Origin of the sequence: Limnohabitans sp. JirII-29 (genome assembly GCF_003063395.1) — a bacterium.
In the GTDB taxonomy this organism is placed as follows: domain Bacteria; phylum Pseudomonadota; class Gammaproteobacteria; order Burkholderiales; family Burkholderiaceae_C; genus Limnohabitans.
In genome coordinates this window covers 381,104-398,323 of record NZ_NESB01000001.1, presented here as the reverse complement: position 1 = coordinate 398,323, position 17,220 = coordinate 381,104, and the positions used below count along the sequence as shown (strand labels likewise).

11 protein-coding genes are annotated in these 17,220 nt (G+C 59.3%); 4 read left to right on the top strand and 7 right to left on the bottom strand.

Annotated elements, in window-relative coordinates; genetic code table 11:
- Window positions 1-6 precede the first annotated feature (6 nt).
- The gene (locus B9Z39_RS01925) at window positions 7-1,665 is read left to right on the top strand and encodes a phosphoethanolamine transferase (protein ID WP_158269439.1); all 1,659 of its coding nucleotides are present in this window, start codon (window positions 7-9) and stop codon (window positions 1,663-1,665) included.
- Between the two features lie 4 nt (window positions 1,666-1,669).
- Here the strand turns inward: B9Z39_RS01925 and B9Z39_RS01920 are convergent, their stop codons facing one another.
- The gene (locus B9Z39_RS01920) at window positions 1,670-2,137 is read right to left on the bottom strand and encodes a DUF1854 domain-containing protein (RefSeq protein ID WP_108300515.1); all 468 of its coding nucleotides are present in this window, start codon (window positions 2,135-2,137) and stop codon (window positions 1,670-1,672) included.
- Window positions 2,134-4,428, bottom strand: a complete 2,295-nt coding sequence (locus B9Z39_RS01915; RefSeq protein ID WP_108300514.1) for an ABC transporter ATP-binding protein — start codon at window positions 4,426-4,428, stop codon at window positions 2,134-2,136. Before B9Z39_RS01915 ends, B9Z39_RS01920 begins: the two co-directional genes overlap by 4 nt.
- 165 nt (window positions 4,429-4,593) lie before the next feature.
- On the opposite strand from B9Z39_RS01915, the gene cphA (B9Z39_RS01910) reads away from it, so the two are divergent.
- Together cphA (B9Z39_RS01910) and cphA (B9Z39_RS01905) are read left to right on the top strand one after the other, a co-directional pair.
- Window positions 4,594-6,807: a cyanophycin synthetase gene (cphA, locus tag B9Z39_RS01910; RefSeq protein ID WP_108300513.1), complete on the top strand. Its 2,214-nt coding sequence runs from the start codon at window positions 4,594-4,596 to the stop codon at window positions 6,805-6,807.
- Window positions 6,807-9,383: a cyanophycin synthetase gene (gene cphA / locus B9Z39_RS01905; RefSeq protein ID WP_108300512.1), complete on the top strand. Its 2,577-nt coding sequence runs from the start codon at window positions 6,807-6,809 to the stop codon at window positions 9,381-9,383. Before cphA (B9Z39_RS01910) ends, cphA (B9Z39_RS01905) begins: the two co-directional genes overlap by 1 nt.
- A 427-nt stretch (window positions 9,384-9,810) precedes the next feature.
- Here the strand turns inward: cphA (B9Z39_RS01905) and B9Z39_RS01900 are convergent, their stop codons facing one another.
- The 5 genes from B9Z39_RS01900 to lgt form a co-directional block, all read right to left on the bottom strand.
- Entirely contained in the window at window positions 9,811-11,346 is a 1,536-nt protein-coding gene (locus tag B9Z39_RS01900) for a malonyl-CoA synthase (RefSeq protein WP_108300511.1), read from the bottom strand.
- 34 nt (window positions 11,347-11,380) lie between these two features.
- Window positions 11,381-12,391, bottom strand: coding sequence for a tripartite tricarboxylate transporter substrate binding protein (locus B9Z39_RS01895; protein ID WP_108300510.1), 1,011 nt, complete (start codon window positions 12,389-12,391; stop codon window positions 11,381-11,383).
- A gap of 28 nt (window positions 12,392-12,419) precedes the next feature.
- Entirely contained in the window at window positions 12,420-13,853 is a 1,434-nt protein-coding gene (locus tag B9Z39_RS01890) for a malonyl-CoA decarboxylase (RefSeq protein WP_108300509.1), read from the bottom strand.
- 22 nt (window positions 13,854-13,875) lie between these two features.
- Window positions 13,876-14,544, bottom strand: a complete 669-nt coding sequence (locus tag B9Z39_RS01885; protein ID WP_100146016.1) for a GntR family transcriptional regulator — start codon at window positions 14,542-14,544, stop codon at window positions 13,876-13,878.
- A 90-nt stretch (window positions 14,545-14,634) separates the two neighbouring features.
- A complete protein-coding gene (lgt, locus tag B9Z39_RS01880; protein WP_108300508.1) occupies window positions 14,635-15,447 on the bottom strand; it encodes a prolipoprotein diacylglyceryl transferase in 813 nt (270 codons plus the stop codon).
- A 76-nt stretch (window positions 15,448-15,523) separates the two neighbouring features.
- On the opposite strand from lgt, the gene ilvD reads away from it, so the two are divergent.
- Complete coding sequence (gene ilvD / locus B9Z39_RS01875) at window positions 15,524-17,218, top strand: dihydroxy-acid dehydratase (protein ID WP_108300507.1); 1,695 nt, start codon at window positions 15,524-15,526, stop codon at window positions 17,216-17,218.
- Window positions 17,219-17,220: the final 2 nt, after the last annotated feature.

Genomic DNA, 17,220 nt, shown 5'->3' with positions numbered 1-17,220 from the left:
ATGCGCATGATGTTTTTAAATCCTCCTGAGCGTGCACCACGTTCAGCCTTGAGTCTGGTATTGCTGAGCAGCCTGTGGCTGGCTGTGGTGGGCAACATCGCCTTGTGGCAAACCTTGTGGGCCTTGCCAGACCTGACAGGCTGGCGGGGAGTCGCTTTTGGGGGGGCGTTCGCGTTGATCATTGCCAGCGCGTTGACCGCCTTGCTGTCACTCCTGGCATGGCGCTGGACCTTGAAGCCGGCCATCAGCTTCTTGCTGTTGTGTGCCGGGTTTGCCACCCACTACATGCTGAGCTATGGCATTGTGGTGGACACGCCCATGCTGATCAATGTGTTGCAAACCGACAGCCGTGAAGCGCGCGACCAGCTGAGTGTGGGCTTGGGTCTGACCGTGGCCTGGGTGGCAGGCCTGCCCCTGTGGTGGCTGTGGCGTCAAACCTGGGCCCCCGTGCGCTGGGGCCAACAACTGCTGCGCAATGCGGGACTGTGTGTGGCTGCGCTATTGGTCATGCTGGGTGCCACCCAGTTGGTGTTTCAAGACTTTGCCTCGCTGATGCGCAACCACACCCAGTTGCGCTACCAAATCAACCCGCTCAACAGTGTGTATGCCATTCTTGATTTGACGGTGATTCCGTCCGAACAACGCAGCGGCCCCATGCAAGCCTTGGGCGAAGATGCGCGCATCGCGGCACACACAGCCAAAAGTGCGGACACTGCACATCCGCCGCTGTTGGTGCTGGTTCTGGGCGAAACGGCACGCAGCAAAAACTTCTCGCTCAACGGTTATGAACGCCTGACCAACCCCCTGCTGGCCAAAGAGAACGTGGTGAGCTTTCGCCAGGTCACCTCCTGTGGCACCAGCACCGCCGAGTCGGTGCCGTGCATGTTCTCGCATCTTGGGCGAGAAGGGTTTGCCAAACGCAAAAACGAATCGGAAAACCTGCTCGATGTGTTGCAACGCGCGGGCTATGCGGTGCTGTGGATGGACAACCAATCGGGGTGCAAAGACCAGTGTGACCGTGTGCCCAACGTCAACACCTCTTCGCTCAACATCGCTGGCGAGTGTGAAGACGGCGAATGCCGTGACACCGTGATGCTCAAGCGCATTGACGCCGAGTTAGCCAAACTTCCGGCTGAAAAACGCGCACGCGGCACGGTGGTGGTGATGCACCAGATGGGCAGCCACGGACCCGCATACTACAAACGCACGCCGGTTGAATTTAAAAAATTCCAGCCTGAGTGCAAAGAAAATTCGCTGTCGCAATGTGACCGCCAGCAAGTGGTCAATGCGTATGACAACACCATCGTGTTCACCGATTACTTTTTGTCGCGACTCATTGGGTGGCTGAAGACCCAAGAAACAAGCAGCTCGCCCGCCATGCTGTACGTGTCAGACCACGGTGAGTCGTTGGGCGAGAACAACCTCTACTTGCATGGACTGCCCTATGGCATGGCACCTGATGTGCAAAAACATGTGGCCATGATCAGTTGGCTGTCACCCGGCTTTGAGCGCTGGAGCGGTGTGAGCACCGCGTGTCTGAAGAACCAGCGTGACCGTGCGCTGTCGCACGACCATTTGTTTCACTCTGTCTTAGGTGCCATGGCCGTGCAAACCAGCGTGTACCAGGCCGAGCGGGACCTCTTTGTGGCCTGTCAGGGCCGCTGAGGCTTTACAAGAACCGGTCCAGCAGCTTGCGGGTGTGGCGGTCGAGCGAGGGCAAGTCGCGGATCAAGAACTGCACGCCGTGCGCGTCGGCCACGATCAAAGTGGTGGGGCTCAGGCGGCGAATGTCTTCTTCACCTTTGAGCACCAACTCTGTGGCACCTCGGTTGGTTTGCACCCGCCAAATGCTGGGCGTGGAAAAACTGTTCACACCATCCAGGCGCGTGATCTCGGGCATGAACTCACGCCCTTGCAAGGCCTGTTCGACCAAGCTGCGTTCATGTTCGGGCACTTGGGCCAAGTCATCGATCCAAACCAACTCTTTGCCCTCAGGGCTCAAGATGGAAATGCTGCGCTGAGGCGCCGCAATTGGAAATGCCCGCACCACCACCGCACCCACATGCTGCGTGCCATCAGCCAGACGCACGATGAGTTTGCCAAAGGGGTCCAGGTTGAGTTGAAACGGGGCACTCATGCCATCTCCTCGTCACGTGAACTGTCCAGCTTGACTTGCACCGCTTCGGCATTTTTGGCTTGGGCCTCGTACAAGCGCCAGTAGGCACCTTGGCGGGCCATGAGGGTGTCGTGGTCGCCCTCTTCCACCATCACGCCCTGCTCCATCACCACCAGACGGTCGGCTTTGTGCAAGGTCGACAAACGGTGGGCAATGGCAATGGTGGTGCGGCCTTGCACCAAGTTGTCCAGGGCCTTTTGAATTTCTTGCTCCGTCTCGGTGTCGACCGAGGCGGTGGCTTCGTCCAAGATCAAGATGCGCGGATTGATCAGCAAGGCACGTGCAATCGAAATGCGTTGGCGTTCGCCGCCGGACAAGCCCTGACCCCGTTCACCCACCAGCGAGTCGTAGCCCTGGGGCAAGCGCAAGATGAACTCGTGCGCATGGGCGGCACGGGCTGCGGCCACGATGTCCTCACGCGTGGCTTCAGGCACACCGTAGGCAATGTTGTCGGCGATGGTGCCAAAGAACAAGAACGGCTCTTGCAGCACCAGGCCAATGTGGCTGCGGTAGTCCGACAAGGCAATGTTGCGGATGTCGATGCCGTCCACCTTGATGGCACCTTCGCTCAAATCGTAGAAGCGGCAAATCAGGTTCACCAAGGTGCTCTTGCCTGAGCCGCTTTGGCCCACCAAACCAATCATCTCGCCAGGGCGAATGCTCAGGTTGAGGTTGCGAATGACCGCGCGGTTGCCATAGCGAAAGCCAGCGTCTTGAATGTCAATGCGCCCTTGCAGCGGCGTGGGTAACTTTTGCGGTTGCGTGGCTTCGGGCACGCTGGAGACGTGGTCCAAAATTTCAAAAATACGTTTGGCACCCGCTGCCGCTTTTTGGGTGTGCGAGACGATGCGACTCATTGAATCGAGCCGCGTGTAAAAGCGTCCGATGTAGGCCAAGAAGGCAGTCAAAACGCCCACGGTGATTTGATGTTGTGACACCAACCAAATGCCAAAGCCCCACACCACCAGCAGGCCCACCTCGGTCATCAGCGTGACGGTGGGCGAGAACAGCGACCACACAAAGTTGATGCGGTCGTTCACTGCCAGGTTGTGTTTGTTAGCGTCCCGAAAACGGTTGGCTTCACGCTTTTCTTGCGCAAAAGCCTTGACCACGCGAATGCCGGGAATGGTGTCGGCCAACACGTTGGTCAATTCCGACCAGACACGGTCGATTTTTTCAAAGCCAGTGCGCAGCTTGTCGCGCACGGTGTGAATCAACCACACGATGAACGGCAGGGGTAGCAAAGTGGCAGCGGCCAAGTGCGCATCGATGCTGATCAGAATGGCAGAGGTCATCACAATCATCAGCACATCGGTGGCGAAGTCGAGCAGGTGCAGTGACAGGAACACGCAGATGCGGTCGGTCTCGGCGCCAATGCGGTTCATCAAGTCGCCGGTGCGGCGCCCGCCAAAGTATTCGAGCGACAAGCGCATGAGGTGCTCATACGCTGTGGTGCGCAGGTCCGCGCCGATGCGTTCGGACACCAAGGCCAAGATGTAGGTCTTGGCCCAGCCCAGGCACCACGCCAGCATGGCAGCACCCAACAAACCCCCCAGGTACAGCGTGACCAAGGCGGTGTCGATGGGTTGGCCGTTTTGGAAAGGAATCAACACCTCGTCCATCAAAGGCATGGTCATGTAGGGCGGCACCAAGGTGGCTGCCGTGGAGGCTAAGGTCAACAAAAAACCAGCCAACAAACGCCATTGGTAAGGACGGGCAAACCGCCACAATCGAAACAAGCCCCAAGTGGAAAGCGGTGCATGCTGCTCGCGGTGACACACAGGACATTCATCGCCCGCGTGTTCGAGGATCAATTTGCATTGCGGGCAACGCGCCTCGGTTTGCGTTTGCAAGCTGGCGCCGTGGGTCAACACCTCGACACGCGCTGCGAATGTTTCTTGCAGACGCATCGCCGTCACGTTGTGGGTCAAGGTGAAGCGCCAGCTCGCCATGCGTTGCGCGCTGTTGAGCAAACTCAAGGTGCCCACACCGGCATGGTCGGTGTGTGTCATCACCAAGCCCGCCACGATGGGCCAGGACGACCATTGCAGCTCGGAACCAGCCGAGGAATTGGCTGAAAGCACCCGCTGGTCTGTCACAATCAGCAGCCCGCGCGCGAAATGCAAGTGGCTGTCTAAGTCAACCTCTAACCACGCTAAAACGTTTTCTTGAGGAGTCAGCTGCGCCAAGGCTGGAGTTTTCCAACCTTCCGGCAAGACGACGTTGGCGAAAGCCGATAGAAAAGAATTCATTCTGGATAGTTTCCGTACCGATTCGATGAATGTTCACCGACGTACGGTAAAAAATAGAAGCAGGAGCCAAGACTTTGTTGCACCCGAGCACGATTGCAAATCATTGTATCGCCGCCTCTTTGGCGAACGCTGCCTGTCTTGTCCCCCACACCTTGCGCTGACACCATGGCCTTCAAAGACATCCAAATTTTGCGCATGAACTATTTGCGCGGGCCCAACATCTGGACCTACCGTCCCATCATTGAAGCCCTGATCGACCTGGGCGAGATGGAAGACCACCCTTCCAACAAAATCGACGGTTTCAACGACCGACTCAACGCTTGGCTGCCTGGACTGGTGGAGCACCACTGCGGTGTGGGTCATCGTGGCGGCTTTTTGACCCGCTTGGTGGGTGGCACCTGGATGGGCCACATCATGGAGCACGTCTCCATCGAATTGCAGTTGTTGGCCGGCGCACGCGCCGAGTTTGGCAAAGCCCGCGAGATCAGCAAGCGCGGTGTTTATAAAGTGGTGTTTCGTACCGAGCATGAAGAGCTGGGCCGTCAAAGCTTTTTGGCTGCCCGTGAAATCGTCATGGCGGCAGCCAACAACCTGCCACACGACATGACGGCCACCATCAACCGCTTGAAGCAAATTGCCGACAAGCACTGCTTGGGCCCCAGCACCGCTTGCATTGTGGACGCCGCCGTGGAGCGTAAAACGCCCTTCATTCGTTTGACCGAAGGTAACTTGGTGCAACTGGGCTATGGCGCACGCCAACGCCGCATCTGGACAGCGGAAACCGACCGCACCAGCGCAATTGCCGAGAGTATTTCCAGCGACAAAGACCTGACCAAACGCTTGTTGACGCAATGCGGCATTCCGGTGCCCGAGGGCCAACAGGTGGAGAGTGCCGACGAGGCCTGGGCAGCAGCCCAAGACATTGGTCTGCCCGTGGTGGTCAAGCCCTTGGACGGTAACCGTGGCTGGGGCGTGTCGCTGGACGTGAACACCGAAGTCGGCGTGCGCGCCGCCTGGACCGCTGCCGAGAAAGAAGGCAGTAGCGTGTTGGTGGAGCGCTATGTGCGCGGCGACGAACACCGCGTGTTGGTGGTGGGTGACCGCGTGGTGGCAGCCACGCGTGGCGAAACCGCCTGCGTCATTGGCGACGGCATCTCCACCGTTGAGCAACTGATTGAATCGCAGGTCAACATCGACCCGCGCCGTGGTGAGTCAGAAGGTTACCCACTGGACACCATTCGTCTGCGCAGCCCACGCGGCGAGATGTCGCTGCTTGAAATCCAGCGTCAAGGCTTCGAGCCCGAGAGCGTGCCGGAAAAAGGCAAAAGCGTGGTGGTGCAACGCAACGGCAACTTGAACATTGACGTGACCGACCAGGTGCACCCCGACGTGGCCGCTGTGGCCACTTTGGCTGCGCGTGTGATTGGGCTCGACATTGCCGGCATCGACATCGTCACACAAGACATCACGCGCCCTCTGGAGCAAACCGGTGGCGCCATCATCGAGGTCAACGCAGGCCCCGGCTTGCTGATGCACATCAAACCCGCCAGCGGTCAACCTCGACCGGTGGGCAAAGCCATCGTCGAGCATTTGTTTGGTCCCAACGAATCGGGCCGCATTCCTGTGGTGGGGATTGTGGGGACACACCAAACCACCCAACTCTCACAGCTGGTGGCCTGGTTGTTGCACCTCTCAGGCAAACGCACCGGCTTGGCCTGTCAAGACGGTTTGTACATGGACCAACACCATGTGGGCACCCAAGACGGGCGCAGCTTTGACGTGGCCGAGCGCTTGTTGATCAACCGTGCGCTGGACGCTGCGGTGTTTGAAAGCTCGCCCCTGCACATCCTCAACGAAGGCCTGGCCTACGACCGCTGCCAAGTGGGCGTGGTGACCGACATGCCCGCCACCGATGACGTGCTGATTCAATTGCACGACATCCAAACGCCGGAGCAAATGCGCACCGTCGTTCGCACGCAGGTCGACCTGGTGCTGCCCACCGGTGCAGCCGTGCTCAATGCCGACGATGCAGCGGTGGCTGGCTTGGCCGAGCTGAGCGACGGCGAAGTGATTTTTTACAGCAAGGACAGCGACAACCCGATCTTGGTGGCGCATCGCCAGCAAGGTGGACGCGCCGTGTACTGCAAAGAAGGCCATGTGGCCTTGGCGCGCGGCGACCAAGAAACCTTGTTGTTCCACCTCGACTTGGAGTTGATCGCACGCTTGCTCAAAGATGGCTTGCACATCACCACGCTGCTGGCCGCCGTGGCGACCGCTTGGTCGCTGGACATTGCCCCGCTGCTGATTCGTGCAGGATTGAAAAATTTTGGGCAAGCTGCCCACCAAGTCGCCAAAGACGTTGCAAGGATGAATGGCTGATGGAAGTTTCTCGTATCCGCGCCCTGCGCGGCCCTAACCTCTGGACCCGTCACACGGCGGTGGAAGCCATGGTGCGCTGCGACGGCGATCAAGCCGATCTGAGCCAGCACCCTGACTTTGAAAACCAATTGCGCCATCTGTTTCCGGGCGTTGGCAGCCTGCGTCCCACCGACCGCAAAGTCAAGCTCAGCATGGCGCACGCGCTCGAAGCCGCCACGCTGCATTTGCAAATCGAAGCCGGTTGCCCTGTCACCTTCAGCCGTACCACCTCCACCCCCGAAGCAGGCTTGTTCCAGGTGGTGGTGGAGTACACGCAAGAAGAGGTGGGTTGTCTGGCCATGAAGCTGGCCCGCGACCTGTGCATGGCGGCCTTGAACAACACGCCGTTTGATGTGGAAGCCGCCATCGACCAACTGCATGGCTTGGACGAGGGCATCCGCCTTGGCCCTTCGACGGGATCCATCGTAGACGCGGCCTTGACGCGCGGTATTCCGTTTCGCCGCTTGACCGAAGGCAGCTTGGTGCAACTGGGCTGGGGCAGCAAACAGCGCCGCATTCAGGCCGCAGAAATTGACGCCACCAGCGCCATTGCCGAATCGATCGCGCAAGACAAAGAACTGACCAAAAAACTGTTGCACGCCGCAGGTGTGCCCGTGCCTCTTGGGCGTCCCGTCAAAAACGCTGAAGATGCCTGGGCAGCAGCCCAGGAAATTGGCCTGCCCGTGGTGGTCAAACCGCGCGATGGCAACCAGGGCAAAGGCGTGGCTGTCAACATCACCACCCGCGAAGGTGTAATGGAGGCCTACAACACCGCTGCCTCGTTCCGCGAAGAGGTGCTGGTGGAGCGCTTCTTGCCCGGCAGCGACTACCGCTTGCTGGTGGTCGGCAACAAACTGGTCGCTGCCGCGCGCCGCGAACCGCCGCTGGTGGTGGGCAATGGCAAAAACACTGTGCGCGAGTTGGTGGAGTTGGTCAATGCCGACCCCCGCCGTGGCGAAGGTCACGCCACTTCGCTGACCAAAATTCGCTTTGACGACATCGCCTTGGCGCGCATGAAAGAGCAAGGCTACGACGCCGACTCGGTACCGGCCAAAGGCGCGCGCGTGATCTTGCGCAACAACGCCAACCTGTCCACCGGCGGCACCGCCACCGATGTGACCGACGATGTGCACCCCGAAGTTGCCCTGCGCGCTGTGGCCGCAGCCCAAATGGTGGGGCTGGACATTTGCGGTGTGGACGTGGTGTGCGAATCGGTGTTGCGTCCCCTCGAAGAGCAAAGCGGTGGTGTAGTCGAAGTAAACGCCGCGCCGGGTTTGCGCATGCACCTCAACCCCTCATTTGGCAAAGGCCGTGACGTGGGCGAAGCCGTCATCTCCACCATGTTTCCAGATGGCGACGATGGCCGCATTCCGGTCATTGCCGTGACCGGCACCAATGGCAAAACCACCACCGTGCGCCTGACCGCACACCTGCTGCGTGCGCACGGTTTGCGTGTGGGCATGACCAACACCGACGGCGTGTATGTGAACGGCCGTCAAACCGACAGCGGCGACTGCAGTGGTCCGCGCAGCGCACGCAATGTGCTGATGCACCCCGACGTGGACGCGGCAGTGCTAGAGACTGCGCGTGGCGGCATGCTGCGTGAAGGCTTGGCCTTTGACCGCTGCCAAGTGGCCGTGGTGACCAACATTGGCATGGGCGACCACCTGGGCCTGAACTACATCTCCACCGTGGAAGACCTGGCGGTCTTGAAGCGCGTGATCGTGCAAAACGTGGCCACCTCTGGCGTGGCCGTGCTCAACGCCACCGATCCCATCGTGGCAGCCATGGCGGGCAACTGCCCAGGCCAGGTGACCTTCTTTGGCTTGGACTCGCACCACCCTGTCATCGCCACTCACCGCGCCCAAGGCAAGCGCGTGTTGTTTGTGGAAGACGACCAGATTGTGTGCATGCAAGGTAACCACTCGGTGCGCATTCCTCTGTCAGAAATTCCCGTCACGCGCAGCGGTGCGATTGGCTTTCAGATTGAAAACGCCATGGCCTCTATCGCAGCGGCGTGGGCCGTGGGCGTGCCGTGGCAAACCATCTGCAAAGGCCTGGCTACCTTTGTGAGCGACAGCCACGCTGTGCCTGGACGCTTCAACGTGTTTGATTACAAAGGCGCCACCGTGATTGCCGACTACGGCCACAACCCAGACGCCATCAAGGCGCTGGTGCAAGCCGTGACCAACCTGCCCGCCCAGCGCCGCAGCGTGGTGATCAGCGGCGCGGGTGACCGCCGCGACGATGACATTCGCGAGCAGACCCGCATCATTGGCGAGGTGTTTGACGACGTGGTGCTGTACCAAGACGCGTGTCAGCGTGGCCGTGTCGATGGCGAGGTGTTGGGCTTGCTGCGTCAGGGCTTGGAAGGTGCCAAGCGCACGACGCACATTGACGAGATTCACGGCGAGTTCTTGGCGATTGACCGGGCGATGGAGCGCTTGAAAAAAGGCGACTTGTGCTTGATCTTGATCGACCAAGTGGAAGAGGCGTTGGCGCACATCACGCAACGGGTGAACGCGGCATCGGTTTAGTTTTTTCTTTCTGGCAAAGCGAGTTGTGGTGGGCCTCTCACTGCTGCTCGCTTTTTTACTTCCTGTGGGGAGCGAGTGGCAGAGGGCTTCACATGGCTCCTCGCTTCGCTCTTAATGTCGCCATGTGAAGCCCTCTGCCACTCGCTCTTCGCACGCCACCACAGCACGCCAACCTACCCTCGAAGCCAAGGCGAGCAGTCAGTGCCCGATGTGGCGACATCAAGAGCGCAGCGAGGAGCCGCAGCGGGTACTGGCTGATCGCCTTGGCGTAGCGACTGAAGCCAAACAGCAGCACACCAACCACCCCCCGTAGCCAAGGCGAGCAGTCAGTGCCTGATGCGGCGACATCAAGAGCGCAGCGAGGAGCCGCAGCGGGTACTGGCTGATCGACTTGGCGAAGCACCATAGAACACGAGAGCGGAAAAAATCAGAACAACGCCTTGTACTGATCCCGCAACAAATTCTTCTGTACCTTGCCCATGGTGTTGCGAGGCAAAGCCTCCACCACAAAACACTTCTTCGGAATTTTGAAATTCGCCAACTGCGACTTCAAGCCCGCAATCACCGCGTCGGCAGACACCTTCGCGCCGGGCTTGGCAATCACCACCGCCACACCCACCTCGCCGAAGTCGGGATGCGGCACCCCCACCAACGCGCTCTCGGCCACGCCCAGCATGTCGTTGATGTAGCCCTCTATCTCGGCCGGGTACACGTTGTAGCCGCCACTGATGATCAGGTCTTTGCTGCGCCCCACGATCACCACATAACCCCGCTCGTCCACCTTGCCCACGTCACCGGTTTTGAAGTAGCCATCGGCGGTGAACTCTTCTTTGGTTTTTTCAGGCATGCGCCAGTAGCCCGCAAACACGTTGGGGCCTTTGACCTGGATGCCCCCAATCTCGCCCACGGGCAAGTTGTGGCCTTGGTCGTCTTGCACCCGCAAGCTCACGCCCGGCAAGGGGAAGCCCACCGTGCCACCACGACGCTCGGTTTGACCGGGATAGCGCGCATCGGCTTGGTAAGGGTTGGAGGTGAGCATGGCGGTTTCGCTCATGCCATAGCGCTCCAAAATCGTGTGACCCGTGCGTTGCTGCCACTCATGGAAAGTTTCAATCAACAAGGGCGCCGAGCCCGCCACGAACAAGCGCATGTGCGAAGCCTGGGCTTGGGTGAGCGAAGGCTCGGCGAGCATGCGCACATACAGCGTGGGCACGCCCATGAACACCGTGGCTTCAGGCATTTTGGCGATCACCAGCTTGGGGTCGAACTTGGACATCCAGAACATCTTGCTGCCATTCAGCAACGCACCGTGGATGGCCACGAACAAACCGTGCACGTGGAAGATGGGCAAGGCATGAATTAACACATCGCCTTTTTTCCAACCCCAATAGGTTTTGAGGGTTTGTGCATTGCTGAGCAAGTTGTGGTGCGACAGCATGGCGCCTTTGCTGCGCCCGGTGGTGCCGCTGGTGTACAAAATGGCGGCCAAATCATCGGCCTTGTTTTGCACCACGGCGTGTTGGTCTGAGCAATGCGCCGCACGCTCCAGCAAGGTGCCGGTGCGGTCGTCGTTCAAGGTGAACACATGGGCCGTGCCCGCTTTGAAGGCAATTTTGCTGACCCAGCCAAAGTTGGCGCCACTGCACACCACCACCGAGGGTTCGGCGTTGCCCACGAAGTACTCGATCTCGGCACTTTGGTAGGCCGTGTTGAGCGGCAAGAAGACCAGCCCTGCGCGCAAGGTGGCGAGGTAGAGCATCATGGCTTCGACCGACTTTTCGACCTGTACAGCCACACGCGCGCCACGCGGCAGTTTGAGTGAAGTCAGCAAATTGGCCATCATGGCGCTGGCGCGGTCCAGGTCGCGCCAGCTGTAACACAGGCCATCTTCGGTTTCGACCGCGGTGGCGTTCAAGTCAGAAGGAAATGCGGCGCGCAGGGCCGCGAACAGGTTGTGGTTCATCGGGTGTTCCGGAGTGTCAAAGGTTCAGTCAGGGTCAGTCGAGCTTGGCGCCAGAGGCTTTCACCACGGCAGCCCAGCGTTTGATTTCGTTGCTCACAAAGGTGCCAAATTGCGGGCCTGTGATGTTGGGAAATTCAGCGCCGTTCTGGGCCCATGCCACTTTGATGTCCTCAGCCATTGAGGCCTTGCGCACTTCTTCAATCGCGCGGGCTTGCACTTCGGCGGGTATGCCTTTGGGTGCCCACAGGCCGTACCAAGTGGTCACGGTGTAGTCAGGCAAACCCAGCTCAGCGGCGCATGGCACATCGGGAAAGGCCCCGTTGCGTTTGTTGCCCGACACCATGAGCGCTTTGATGCGCCCACCTTTGATGTGTTGGGCGGAAGAGCCCAGGCCATCAAACATCATGTCCACATTGCCAGCAATCAGGTCTTGCAAGGCAGGGCCCGCACCCCGGTAAGGAATGTGGGTGATGAAGGTTTTGGTTTGCAGCTTGAAGAGCTCACCGGCCAAGTGGTGCGAGGTGCCGCCACCTGCCGAACCAAAGTTCAAGCGCCCGGGGTTGCTGCGCAGCTGTGCCATGAAGGCTTTGAAGTCGCCAGGCACTTTTTTCGGGTTGACCACCAGCACCTGGGGTACCACGGCCATCAAGGCCAGGGGCACAAAGTCGCGCTCCAAGTCGTATTCGAGTTTGGGGTACATGGCGGGTGCAATGGAATGGTGTACCGCGCCCATGAACAAGGTGTAGCCATCAGGCGCAGCTTTGGCAGCAATGCCTGCGCCCAAGTTGCCGCCCGCGCCACCCCGGTTGTCGATCACCAAGGTCTTGCCTGACTGCTTGGCAAACTGAGCCGAGAAGGGACGCGCAAAGGCGTCAGTGCCCCCACCCGCTGGGAACGGCACCACCATGGTCACGGGCTTGCTGGGCCAGTTGGGGTCGGCTTGAACGCCAAAGCTGTAAGCGGCGAGGCCTGCACTGCCCCAACGCAGCACATCACGGCGAGAAGCCAAGAGGTGTTGGTCATCGTTCATTTGTCGTTCTTTCATGGATGTCTCCTGTGTTGTGATGTCTGCGTCATGAAAAGTAAAAGCCCTCGACCTCACCGGACGCTGGGGCTTGCCCTTTGGCCAAGAGTTGGCGGTGTTTGTCGATGCGTTTGAGATCGTAAAGGTAGTTGACCATCAACCCGTGTGACTGCTTGATGCCTTTGGATGACGGGTCGGCAAACCAATTGATGCGCTCAATACGCGCACCATTGCCCAGATGAAAACGGGCCACCGGGTCGAGCATTTGGTCGCCCTGTTTTCCACGCCCGAGGTAATGGGCGGCACATCGGGTGAGAAGCAAACGCAAGGGTGATTTGGCCGACAGGGCTGCCAACACCACAGGCTGCTCTATGGCAGCGAGCACGTGGGTGGCCGTGGGCGGCTCGAAGCTGATCTCTCGGCCCAAGGCAGACAACTCTTTGTCGTTGAGTTGGGTCAATATGTCTTCGAGGTTCTTGGTCAACCAAGAGCGCAAACCAGGAATGGGCGACAAGGTCGCAAATGTTTTGAGTTTGGGAAATTCAGCGCGCAAGGTTTCCACCACACGCTTGATCAATGAGTCGCCAAAGCTCACACCGCGCAAGCCGCCTTGTGTGTTGCTGATGGAGTAAAAAATGGCCACGCTAGACTTTTGTAAATCCTCGGGGGCTGCGCCCTCGTCGAGCAAGGGCATGATGCTGTCGGCCATCTCGTTGAGCAAAGCGACTTCCACAAAGATCAGGGGCTCATTGGGCAAGCTAGGGTGGAAAAAACCATAGCAACGGCGGTCGCTGTCCAAACGGTTTTTCAGGTCGGCCCAGCTGCGAATGTCGTGTACCGCTTCGTACTTGATGAGCTTTTCAATCAACGAGGCAGGCGAATCCCAGCTGATGGTGCGCAGCTCTAGAAATGCCACATCAAACCAGGTAGAAAACAGGTTTTCCAGTTCGGCATCCAGCGCCAACAGCCGCTTGTTGCCTTTTAGATTGGGTAGCAGCTCCGCACGCAAATCGACCAAGAAGCGCATGCCACCTGGGTAAGCCGCAAAGCGTTGCAGCAAGCGCGTGCGCGGCGACACCAAGGCGCGGCGTAGGCGGATTTCTGCCGTGCCTTCGTCGGCGGTGCCCAAGGCTGCGTCGTAGTCGTCACGGGCAGCGCGCACCTTGGTGGCATCTGGACCAAACTGTTCGCTGATCAGCAGCCACAGGTCATGGCGCTCGTTTTCAGCCGCGCCGGCGTACCACTCGGCCAACGCTTTGGCACGTCGGCCGCCTTCGACTTCGCTCACGCGTGGGTCAACCACCGCTTGCAGCAAGGTCAAGGTGCGACGCAATGAACGTGGGGACAACGCCTCTTTGTTGTGGCGCAAGGTGGCATCCAAACGTTCGCGGGTCGAGCGATCTTGCACTTGCGGTGCTTCACTCGCGGGTGCGGCGTTGCGCAGCAGGTTCAATTTGCTGTTCAACCAAGTCGTTGCACTCATAGCGGTCCTTTGCTGTGTCGATTCATGCCGTCAATACCCGCCGCTGACTGCGCGCCAAGTCACGCAGGGCTTCGCGTTGCTGTAGCAAATGGTTGCGCATGGCGCGCTCTGCCGCCTCGGGGTCTCGCGCCTGGATGGCAGCGAAGACCGCCTGGTGTTCTGACAGGCTTTGCGCCAAACGGCCCGGCGCGTGCAACTGTTGCAAGCGGGCCAGTTTCAAAATTTTGCGCAAATCGGCAATGGCTTGTGCCAACCACTTGTTGTCAGCAAGTTGAATGATGGCTTCATGGATGGCGAAATTCGCTTCGTAGTAAGCATTGATATGGCCCGCTTGTGCATGCGTTTGCAAGCGTTGGTGCCAAACTTCTAGCGCTTGCAAATCGGCGTCACTGGCATGTCGCGCTGCGTCAAAAGCGCAACGCCCTTCGAGCAAAGCAATCACGGGAAAGATATCGTCCAGGTCTTGTTCGGTGACTTCGTTCACAAAGCAACCACGTCGTGGCTCATGACGGATCAAGCCCTCGGCTGTCAGTACTTTCAGCGCCTCACGCAAAGGGGTGCGGGAAATAGACATCTGGGCACACAAAGCCACCTCATCCAAAAAGCTGCCAGGGGGCAATTGGCCATCAAAAATGCGCGCGCGCAGCTGGGAAGCCACATCGTTGTGCAAAGAGTGATGTACCACGCGCATGAGAAATAGCCTCTTGAACAATCTTGTAATTACACGTAATTATGAAGTCAAAGAGCGTACTAAAAATACCTAAAAAGCGGGGACTTTCCCTTAAGCCTTAGAAACTTTTAGCGCATGCGCCCACAGCCAAGCGCCCACCACCACCATGGGCACGCACAGCCATTGGCCCATGCTCATGTTGAGCGCCAAGAGCCCGAGGTGGGCGTCGGGCTCACGGAAGTACTCGGCCATGAATCGAAAGCTGCCATAGCCCAGCAAGAAGGCACCAGAGACTGCCCCCACTGGGCGTGGCTTGCGGGCATAGAGCCAGATGAGCGCAAACAGCAGCAAGCCTTCGCCTAAAAATTGATACACCTGCGAGGGATGGCGCGGCATCCAACTGCCGCTTTGTGGAAACACCATGGCCCACGGCAGCGCAGGGTCTGCGGCCCTGCCCCACAGCTCGCCGTTGATGAAGTTGCCCACACGCCCGGCCGCCAGTCCCGTTGGCACGCAAGGTGCGATGAAGTCAGTCACCAGCAGCCAAGGACGTTGGCGCTGCCAGGCAAAGACAGCCATGGCCGAGATAACACCCAACATGCCGCCGTGAAAGCTCATGCCACCTTGCCACAAGGCCAACACCTCCAGCGGATGTTCGGCGTAGTAGCCCGGTTTGTAGAACAGGCAGTACCCGACGCGCCCACCCAAGATCACGCCGACTACGCCGTAAAACAACAAGTCTTCAATGTCTTGCTGGGACCAGACGCCTTGCGCCACCAACTGCGCATAAGGTGCGTGTTGGAGTCGCAAACGTGCCAGCCACATGAACAAGCCAAATGCGGCCAAGTAAGTCAGTCCATACCAGTGAATGGCCATGGGGCCGAGTTGCAAAGCAACAGGATCGATCGAAGGGTGCATCAGCATGGCGTGATTGTGCCTGCCCCGAGTGCCCTTCTGGTGGCGGGTAAACTTGCTGTCTCACGACCTACACAGAGCCACCATGGACACCAAAACCATCAAAATCAACCGTCGCTCGGCCAACATCACCGAGGGCAAATCGCGCGCTCCCAACCGCTCCATGTACTACGGCATGGGCTACCAAGAGAGCGACTTTGGCAAACCCATGATTGGCGTGGCCAACGGTCACAGCACCATCACGCCCTGCAACAGCGGTTTGCAAAAGCTGGCCGATGCAGCCGTGGCTGCGATCGAAGCCGCTGGTGGCAATGCGCAAATTTTTGGTACCCCCACCATCTCGGATGGCATGGCCATGGGCACCGAAGGCATGAAGTACTCGCTGGTGAGCCGCGAAGTGATTTCGGACTGCATCGAAACCTGCGTGCAGGGCCAGTGGATGGACGGCGTGCTGGTGGTGGGTGGTTGCGACAAGAACATGCCCGGCGGCATGATGGGCATGTTGCGCGCCAACGTGCCCGCCATCTATGTGTACGGCGGCACTATCTTGCCAGGACGCTACAAAGGCCAGGACCTCAACATCGTGAGCGTGTTTGAAGCCGTGGGCGAAAACGCCGCAGGCAAGTTGAGCGACGAAGACCTGCACCAAATCGAAATGCGCGCCATTCCCGGCACCGGTTCATGCGGTGGCATGTACACCGCCAACACCATGTCTTCCGCCTTCGAAGCGCTGGGCATGTCCCTGCCCTACTCGTCGACCATGGCCAACCCCCATGACGAAAAGATGAACTCGGCCCAAGAATCGGCCAAGGTGCTGATCGAAGCCGTCAAAAAAGACCTCAAGCCTCGTGACATCGTCACCAAGAAGTCCTTGGAAAACGCCGTCGCTGTGATCATGGCCACCGGTGGCTCCACCAACGCCGTGCTGCACTTCTTGGCGATTGCACACGCCGCTGGCGTGGATTGGACCATCGACGACTTTGAGCGCGTGCGCCGCAAAGTGCCCGTCATCTGCGACTTGAAGCCCAGCGGTAAGTACCTGGCCGTTGACCTGCACAACGCCGGTGGCATTCCCCAGGTCATGAAGACCTTGTTGGCTGCAGGTCTGCTGCACGGCGACTGCATCACCATCACCGGCAAAACCATTGCAGAAACCCTGCAAGACATTCCCGATGTGCCGCGCGCTGACCAAGACGTGATCCGCCCCATCACCAACCCGATGTACGCCGAAGGCCACTTGGCCGTGCTCAAAGGCAACTTGTCGCCCGAAGGTGCCGTGGCAAAAATCACCGGCCTGAAGAACCCCGTCATCACCGGCCCAGCCCGCGTGTTTGACGACGAACAGTCGGCCCTCAAAGCCATCTTGGACGGCAAGATCAAAGCTGGTGACGTGATGGTCTTGCGCTACCTCGGCCCCAAAGGCGGCCCAGGCATGCCTGAAATGCTGGCCCCAACTGGCGCCTTGATTGGCGCAGGTCTGGGTGAGAGCGTGGGCCTGATCACCGATGGCCGTTTCTCGGGCGGTACCTGGGGCATGGTGGTGGGCCACGTGGCGCCTGAGGCCGCTGCCGGCGGCAACATCGCATTTGTGCACGAGGGTGACTCCATCACCATCGACGCACGCCAACTGCTGCTGCAACTCAACATCGACGACGCCACCCTGGCCCAACGCAAAGTCGGCTGGAAAGCCCCCGCACCGCGCTACACCCGTGGCGTGCAAGCCAAGTTTGCCTTCAACGCTTCCAGCGCCAGCAAAGGCGCGGTGTTGGACGACTACTGAAT

Excerpts from the sequence above, each read along its gene's own strand:
- B9Z39_RS01925 (WP_158269439.1), top strand. The coding sequence starts at position 7 with ATGATGTTTTTAAATCCTCCTGAGCGTGCACCACGTTCAGCCTTGAGT.
- B9Z39_RS01920 (WP_108300515.1), bottom strand. The coding sequence starts at position 2,137 with ATGAGTGCCCCGTTTCAACTCAACCTGGACCCCTTTGGCAAACTCATC.
- B9Z39_RS01915 (WP_108300514.1), bottom strand. The coding sequence starts at position 4,428 with ATGAATTCTTTTCTATCGGCTTTCGCCAACGTCGTCTTGCCGGAAGGT.
- cphA (WP_108300513.1), top strand. The coding sequence starts at position 4,594 with ATGGCCTTCAAAGACATCCAAATTTTGCGCATGAACTATTTGCGCGGG.
- cphA (WP_108300512.1), top strand. The coding sequence starts at position 6,807 with ATGGAAGTTTCTCGTATCCGCGCCCTGCGCGGCCCTAACCTCTGGACC.
- B9Z39_RS01900 (WP_108300511.1), bottom strand. The coding sequence starts at position 11,346 with ATGAACCACAACCTGTTCGCGGCCCTGCGCGCCGCATTTCCTTCTGAC.
- B9Z39_RS01895 (WP_108300510.1), bottom strand. The coding sequence starts at position 12,391 with ATGAAAGAACGACAAATGAACGATGACCAACACCTCTTGGCTTCTCGC.
- B9Z39_RS01890 (WP_108300509.1), bottom strand. The coding sequence starts at position 13,853 with ATGAGTGCAACGACTTGGTTGAACAGCAAATTGAACCTGCTGCGCAAC.
- B9Z39_RS01885 (WP_100146016.1), bottom strand. The coding sequence starts at position 14,544 with ATGCGCGTGGTACATCACTCTTTGCACAACGATGTGGCTTCCCAGCTG.
- lgt (WP_108300508.1), bottom strand. The coding sequence starts at position 15,447 with ATGCTGATGCACCCTTCGATCGATCCTGTTGCTTTGCAACTCGGCCCC.
- ilvD (WP_108300507.1), top strand. The coding sequence starts at position 15,524 with ATGGACACCAAAACCATCAAAATCAACCGTCGCTCGGCCAACATCACC.